Source organism: Ventrimonas sp. (assembly GCF_048380235.1).
In the GTDB taxonomy this organism is placed as follows: Bacteria; Bacillota; Clostridia; order Lachnospirales; family Lachnospiraceae; genus Brotaphodocola.
On sequence record NZ_DBFCCJ010000018.1, the window covers coordinates 80,314 to 87,171 of the forward strand.

Consider the following 6,858-nt stretch of genomic DNA (forward strand, 5'->3'; position numbering starts at 1 on the left):
AAGATGAGTACAATCAGTTCTCAGGAGATCATCTCCATCATAAAGGGAGAGATTGCAGATTTTGACGCTCACGCAGGGGAAATCCGGGAAACCGGAACCGTCATCTGGGTGGGTGATGGCATTGCCATTGTCTATGGCATCGACCATGCCATGTACGGGGAAATCGTGATATTCGAGTGCGGCGTAAAAGGCATGGTACAGGATATCCGGAAAAATGAGATCGGCTGCATCCTGTTTGGAAAGGATACGGAGATCGTAGAGGGAAGCCGGGTGACCCGGACGAAGAAGAGGGCCGGTGTTCCGGTCGGAAACGCGTTTTTAGGGCGTGTGGTCAATGCCCTGGGTGAGCCGATCGATGGTCTGGGACCGGCGAAAGAGGAGGACTGGCTTCCGGTTGAGGCTGAAGCGCCCGGTATTGTAGACCGCAAATCCGTCAGCGAGCCGATGGAGACCGGTATTCTGGCGATTGATTCCATGTTCCCGATCGGACGCGGACAGCGAGAGCTGATCATCGGTGACCGTCAGACCGGTAAGACGTCCATTGCCGTAGACACCATGTTAAACCAGAAGGGCAAGGGCGTGATCTGCATCTATGTGGCCATTGGCCAGAAGGCTTCCACGATTGCCAAGCTGGTCAATACCTTAAAGACACACGATGCCATGGACTACACCATTGTGATGGCGTCTACTGCCAGTGATCCGGCACCGCTTCAGTATATTGCTCCGTATGCAGGTACGGCCATGGCGGAGTTTTTCATGCGTCAGGGCAGAGATGTGCTGATCGTCTATGATGATCTGTCCAAGCATGCAGTTGCTTACCGTGCATTGTCTCTGCTGCTGGAGCGTTCTCCGGGACGTGAGGCATATCCGGGTGATGTGTTTTATCTGCACTCCAGACTGCTGGAGCGGTCCAGTCGCTTAAGCGATGCACTGGGCGGCGGTTCCATTACGGCGCTTCCGATCATTGAGACACAGGCGGGGGATGTATCTGCGTATATTCCGACCAATGTCATTTCCATCACGGATGGACAGATCTTTTTGGAAAGTGACCTGTTCTTCTCCGGTCAGCGTCCGGCAGTCAATGTAGGATTGTCTGTATCCCGTGTGGGCGGTGCGGCCCAGACTAAGGCTATGAAGAAGGCCAGCGGAAGTATCCGTATTGACCTGGCTCAGTACCGTGAGATGGAGGTCTTTACCCAGTTCAGTTCAGATCTGGATGAAACTACCAAGGAACAGCTGGCTTATGGAAAGCGTCTGATGGAGCTGCTCAGGCAGCCACTCGGACGTCCGCTGTCTATGCAGGAGCAGGTCATCACCCTCTGTGCGGCAACCCACCGCGTGATGCTGGATGTAGCTGTAGAACGGATCAAGGAGTTTCAGATGAGCATGCTGGAATGGTTTGCAAACCATCATCCGGAGGTCGGGAAAGAGCTGGAAGAGAAAAAGGCTTTGAGTGATGAGCTTGCAGGGCAAATCACTGCAGCTGCGAAAGAGTTCAAGGAGGCAGTATGGCAAACGCAAGAGAGATCCAGAGCCGAATAAAGAGTATTCAGGATACCAGGAAGATCACCAGTGCCATGTATCTGATCTCTTCCACCAAGATGAAGAAGAGCAAAAAGCTTCTGGCAGATACGGAGCCGTACTTTTACACACTTCAGAGCCTGATCCACAGGATCCTGCGTCATATGCCGGATACCCGGCATGCGTATTTTGACACGCGGGAGACAATTCCGAAGGAAAAGCGGGTGCGCGGTCTTCTGGTCATAACCGGAGATAAGGGCCTGGCCGGTTCTTATAACCATAATGTGTTAAAGCAGGCTCAGGAATGGATGGAAGCCGGGAAAAACAACCGCCTGTATGTGGTGGGTGAGCTTGGACGTGCTTATTTTGAATCCAGGCAGCTGCCGATTGAGGAGCAGTTTCATTATACGGTCCAGAATCCGACCATGCACCGGGCACGCTGTATCGCGTCCACACTGATTGAGGATTTCATGGAAGGCCGGGTCGATGAGGTCTGGATTCTGTATACCCAGATGATCAACAGTATGAAAACGGAGACCAGAATGGAACAGCTTCTTCCGTTAAAAAGAGAGAATTTCAGCGGCATTTCCATTCCGGCAGACATTCATCAGGAGGAAATCCGCATGGTACCTTCACCGGAGGCGGTTATGGATCATGTGGTACCGAACTATGTGACAGGTTTTATATTCGGTGCGCTGGTGGAGTCCTTCTGCAGCGAACAGAATGAACGAATGATGGCAATGCAGTCCGCAAGCGACAATGCTGCGGCCCTGCTTTCAGAGCTGTCTATGGAATATAACCGTCTGCGCCAGGCGGCCATTACCCAGGAGATTACCGAGGTAGTGGGAGGTGCCAGGGCACAGAGAAAGAAAAAGAGATAACAGGATAAGATAAGGAGAAAGTCATGAGCAAGGGAAAGATCATACAGGTCATGGGGCCTGTGGTAGATGTGGCCTTTGAAGATGGAAACCTTCCGCATATTCAGGATGCGCTGGTCGTAGAGAATCAGGGAAAGCGCTGCGTGATGGAGGTAGCCCAGCACATCGGCGGAGATGTGGTCCGGTGTGTGATGCTTTCCGCCAGCGAGGGACTTCACCGTGATATGGAAGTGGAGGCTACCGGAAGCGGTATTCAGGTACCGGTGGGAGAGAAAACACTGGGAAGACTGTTTAACGTATTAGGCGAGACCATTGATGGAGGTGAAAGCCTGGAAGGAGAACAGAAATGGGTGATCCACCGGGATCCGCCTTCTTTTGAGGACCAGAGTCCGGTGGCGGAGATGCTGGAGACCGGCATCAAGGTCATTGATCTTCTGGCACCCTACGCCAAGGGCGGTAAGATTGGTCTGTTTGGCGGTGCCGGTGTCGGAAAGACGGTGCTGATCCAGGAGCTGATCACCAACATTGCAACGGAGCATGGCGGTTATTCCATTTTCACCGGTGTCGGTGAGCGTTCCCGTGAAGGAAACGATCTGTGGACGGAGATGGGAGAATCTGGCGTATTAAAAAAGACCGCGCTGGTATTCGGCCAGATGAATGAGTCCCCGGGTGCCAGAATGAGGGTAGCTGAGACCGGACTTACCATGGCAGAGTATTTCCGTGATGTGGAGCACCAGAATGTACTGCTGTTCATTGATAACATTTTCCGTTTTATCCAGGCCGGTTCCGAGGTATCGGCACTGCTTGGACGTATGCCGTCCGCAGTAGGATACCAGCCGACACTGGCTACTGATCTGGGCGAATTGCAGGAGCGGATCGCTTCCACGAAAAATGGTTCCGTTACTTCCGTCCAGGCCGTATATGTACCGGCCGATGATCTGACGGATCCGGCTCCGGCAACGACCTTTGCGCATCTGGATGCCACCACGGTACTCTCCCGAAAGATTGTGGAGCAGGGTATCTATCCGGCCGTGGATCCGCTGGAATCTTCTTCCCGTATCCTGGAGGAGGATGTTGTAGGAAAAGAGCATTATCAGGTAGCAAACCAGGTCAAGGAGATGCTTCAGAAATACAAAGAGCTGCAGGATATCATCGCAATTCTGGGTATGGAGGAGCTCTCGGATGAGGATAAGCTGACAGTAAGCCGTGCCAGAAAAATTCAGAGATTCTTATCCCAGCCATTCCATGTGGCTGAGAACTTTACCGGCATTCCGGGCAAATATGTGCCGGTAAAAGAAACAGTCCGCGGCTTTAAGGCCATCATTGCCGGAGAGATGGATGCCTATCCGGAAGCAGCCTTTTTCAATGTCGGAACCATTGATGAGGTTGTGGAGAAGGCGCATAAGATGGCAAAGAACGCAGAAAACGGATGAGATGAAATTCCAAAACAGAAATCAGAACAGAAACCGTCAGGAAGAATCCTGGCGGTTCAAAACAGAAGGGAGCAAAAGCCATGTCGACATTCTGGCTTAAGGTCATAGCCAGTGACCATGTATTTTATGATGGCAGCTGTGAGGCACTGGTGGTGCCGGCCCATGATGGAGAGGTAGGCATCCTGCCGCACCGGGAAGCGATGATTCTGGCTTCACAGGAGGGCGAGCTTAGGTTTCGCATTCCAGGGGAAACAGACTGGCACCGGGCAGTAGTCGGACTTGGCATTGTCCAGGTGGCCAACAACCGTGTGACCGTTGTAGTGGATACGGCAGAGCGCCCCGAGGACATCGATCAGGTGCGGGCGCGCCAGGCACTGGAGCGGGCAAAGGAACAGCTCCGTCAGAAGCAGAGCATCCGGGAGTACCATATGTCCAGGGCCTCCATGGCGAGAGCCCTGAGCAGATTAAAAGCGAGCCAGCAGAAGGGCAGCCATTATAATGGGCTGTAAAATGCAGCTGTTCCCAGATTATTTCTGACACATAAGAAAATTACAGAAATCCGTGATAACGGGATTGTTCCGCCCTTTTTCAGAGCGGGTCAGCGTGATCTGGCGGCGGCAGACGCGGTCTTCAATATGAAGCAGCCGGACCGGAAACTGTTCCGGGGAGTCTGCCAGCTTTTCCGGGATGGTACCCCAGGAGTGCTGGGGCCAGAACCCGATTCCCATGCCGGCCGCGATCAGGTTGCGTACCGATTCCGTGGTGTCACTTTCAAATACAATATGAGGAGAAAATCCCTCCTCTTCAAAATAGCTGTTGGTAATCTGCCTGATAGGGCGGGAACCGGCAAGGCAGATATAATCCGCGTCTCTGGTCTCAGAGAGGCGGATTGTTGTTTTCTGACCAAAATCTGAATGAGTTGGAACGGCAAGGTAGAGCTCCTCCTCCAGCATGACCATGACATCGTCTGCAAAGTCATTGTGGGCACTGTGCTCTGAAACAGTATCAGCCCTCCGTGCAGATACGCAAAGATCAAAGTTATCATCCTGATCCGGATTCTGATAGAGCTGGAAGCTTACTTCCGGATGAAGACTGCGGTAGGCAATGATGCGGCTGGTGATCAGGGAAGAAGCAGACAGCAGGCGCAGATGGATGGTGTGGTTCATCTGGTATTTGCCCTTTTGAAGTTCCTCCGGGATCAGGTCCAGACTGTGTAAGATGGGGATGAGCCGCTGCTGGAGAAAACGACCTTCTTCGTTTAATTCAATGCTCCGGTTCTGACGTGTGAAAAGCGGAACCCCAAGCTCTGCCTCCAGCCGGTGGATTGACTGGGAAAGAGCCGGCTGCGCGATACGCAGATGTTCGGCGGCTTTTGTGATATGCTGATACTGGGCCGCCACCAGAAAGTATCGTAATTGCAGTAATTCCATGATGTCACTCCTTATTGATTACGCTCGATGGTTATGTAATGAAATTATTATATCGGATAAAGGCAAAATGTCAAATGAAACAGAGCGCATAGTATGGTATGATGTAAGTAAATAGTAACCAGGAGATGGAGGGATACAAATGATCACAGATTTGACAAAGGAACATCCGGATAAGATTCTCTGGCGTTTTTTGCTGCCGCTGATGATCAGTGTGATCTTCCAGCAGTTTTATAATATCGCGGACAGCATGATCGCGGGAAAATTTGCGGGGGAATCGGCACTTGGGGCGGTGGGAGCATCCTACCCGATTACGATCATCTACATGGCCTTTGCGGTGGGCATGAATCTGGGTGCTTCGGTGGTGATTTCCAGATTGTTTGGAGCCGGAGATAAGGCAGGGCTCAGGCGTGCGGTATCGACTGCATTTATTTCCGTGCTTGTGCTGAGTGTGGTACTCAGTGTATTTGGATATTTCTGCAGCGGAGCCATGATGCGCTGGATCCATACACCGGAAGACATTATGGCAGACGGTGTTCTGTATCTGAAGGTTTATGTGTACGGTCTGAGCTTTCTGCTGTTTTACAATGTGTGCACCGGCATATTTACCGCGCTTGGTGATTCGAAAACGCCGCTGTATTTTTTGATCGGTTCTTCTCTGGGAAATATTTTTCTGGATTATCTGTTTGTGGCACAGTTTCAGTGGGGCGTAGCCGGTGTGGCATGGGCCACTTTCCTGGCGCAGGGCCTATCGGCTGTGCTGGCATTTTTGACGCTGTGGCGCAGGCTTGCAGCATATACCAGGGAACTGGAGAGACAACCGCTGTTTGACAGAAGTCTGCTCTGGCGGATCATTGCTATTGCAGTGCCGAGCATTATGCAGCAGAGTGTGTTAAGCGTAGGAAACCTGTTTGTGCAGGAAATCGTGAACAGCTATGGATCCGCTGTAGTAGCCGGGTACTCCGGAGCTATCAAGTTAAATACCTTTGCCATCAACACCTTCATGACGCTTGGCTCCTGCCTTTCCAGCTACACGGCGCAGAATCTGGGCGCAGGAAAACCGGCACGTCTGTCCCTGGGCTTTCGAACCGGGATAAAGCTGGCGGAATTTGCAGCGCTGCCTTTCGTGATCCTGTATTTTGTGTTCAGCCGGGGAATGATGGGATTGTTCCTGAATGCGGAGAGTGAAGAGGCAATCCATGCCGGAATGTCATTTTTGCGGATCGTATCGCCGCTGTATTTTATGATTTCCATAAAGCTGATGACAGATGGTATTATCCGCGGCTCCGGGGCCATGGCCTATTTTGTAGCGGCAACGGTTCCGGACCTGATTTTGCGGATCGGGTTTGCGCATTTGCTGACACCAAAGTTTGGAAGTATCGGAATCTGGATGGCATGGCCGTTTGGATGGTTCGCGGCAACAGCTCTGACGATTCTGTTTTACCGGAAGGTGATAGAAAATTGCAATTATAGGACGGAACGAATAAAGGTCCGGAAGTGAAAGAGACCGCCTTCCTCTATTTTCACATATCGTTGTTTGCTTGCTCTCACAACACGCGTTCGCCTGCATCGGACTACATCCGCTGCATTCGTACACGT

The 6,858-nt window shown here is 51.9% G+C and carries 6 protein-coding genes; 5 read left to right on the plus strand and 1 reads right to left on the minus strand.

Annotated elements, in window-relative coordinates; all coding sequences use genetic code 11:
• Positions 1-3: 3 nt before the first annotated feature.
• The 4 genes from atpA (at position 4) to atpC (ending at position 4,341) form a co-directional block, all read left to right on the plus strand.
• Positions 4-1,542: a F0F1 ATP synthase subunit alpha gene (gene atpA, locus ACMP1L_RS03345; protein ID WP_118534380.1), complete on the plus strand. Its 1,539-nt coding sequence runs from the start codon at positions 4-6 to the stop codon at positions 1,540-1,542.
• Entirely contained in the window at positions 1,509-2,402 is an 894-nt protein-coding gene (atpG, locus tag ACMP1L_RS03350; RefSeq protein WP_118534379.1) for an ATP synthase F1 subunit gamma, read from the plus strand. The genes atpA and atpG overlap by 34 nt, the downstream gene beginning before the upstream one ends.
• Positions 2,403-2,425: 23 nt before the next feature.
• Positions 2,426-3,832 (plus strand): F0F1 ATP synthase subunit beta, encoded by a 1,407-nt coding sequence (gene atpD / locus ACMP1L_RS03355; RefSeq protein ID WP_418452007.1) that lies wholly within the window; start codon positions 2,426-2,428, stop codon positions 3,830-3,832.
• Positions 3,833-3,912: 80 nt separating this feature from the next.
• On the plus strand, positions 3,913-4,341 hold the full coding sequence (gene atpC / locus ACMP1L_RS03360) for an ATP synthase F1 subunit epsilon (RefSeq protein ID WP_177303450.1): 429 nt from the start codon (positions 3,913-3,915) through the stop codon (positions 4,339-4,341).
• Positions 4,342-4,359: 18 nt separating this feature from the next.
• Here atpC and ACMP1L_RS03365 read toward each other — a convergent pair whose 3' ends face one another.
• Entirely contained in the window at positions 4,360-5,262 is a 903-nt protein-coding gene (locus tag ACMP1L_RS03365) for a LysR family transcriptional regulator (protein ID WP_118732165.1), read from the minus strand.
• A 139-nt stretch (positions 5,263-5,401) separates the two neighbouring features.
• Here ACMP1L_RS03365 and ACMP1L_RS03370 point away from each other — a divergent pair, with 139 nt between their 5' ends.
• A complete protein-coding gene (locus ACMP1L_RS03370; protein WP_418452008.1) occupies positions 5,402-6,760 on the plus strand; it encodes an MATE family efflux transporter in 1,359 nt (452 codons plus the stop codon).
• Positions 6,761-6,858 lie beyond the last annotated feature (98 nt).

Bases quoted from the DNA above. Each gene is read 5' to 3' on its own strand.
- atpG (WP_118534379.1), top strand. From the start codon at position 1,509: ATGGCAAACGCAAGAGAGATCCAGAGCCGAATAAAGAGTATTCAGGAT.
- atpD (WP_418452007.1), top strand. From the start codon at position 2,426: ATGAGCAAGGGAAAGATCATACAGGTCATGGGGCCTGTGGTAGATGTG.
- ACMP1L_RS03370 (WP_418452008.1), top strand. From the start codon at position 5,402: ATGATCACAGATTTGACAAAGGAACATCCGGATAAGATTCTCTGGCGT.
- ACMP1L_RS03365 (WP_118732165.1), bottom strand. From the start codon at position 5,262: ATGGAATTACTGCAATTACGATACTTTCTGGTGGCGGCCCAGTATCAG.
- atpC (WP_177303450.1), top strand. From the start codon at position 3,913: ATGTCGACATTCTGGCTTAAGGTCATAGCCAGTGACCATGTATTTTAT.
- atpA (WP_118534380.1), top strand. From the start codon at position 4: ATGAGTACAATCAGTTCTCAGGAGATCATCTCCATCATAAAGGGAGAG.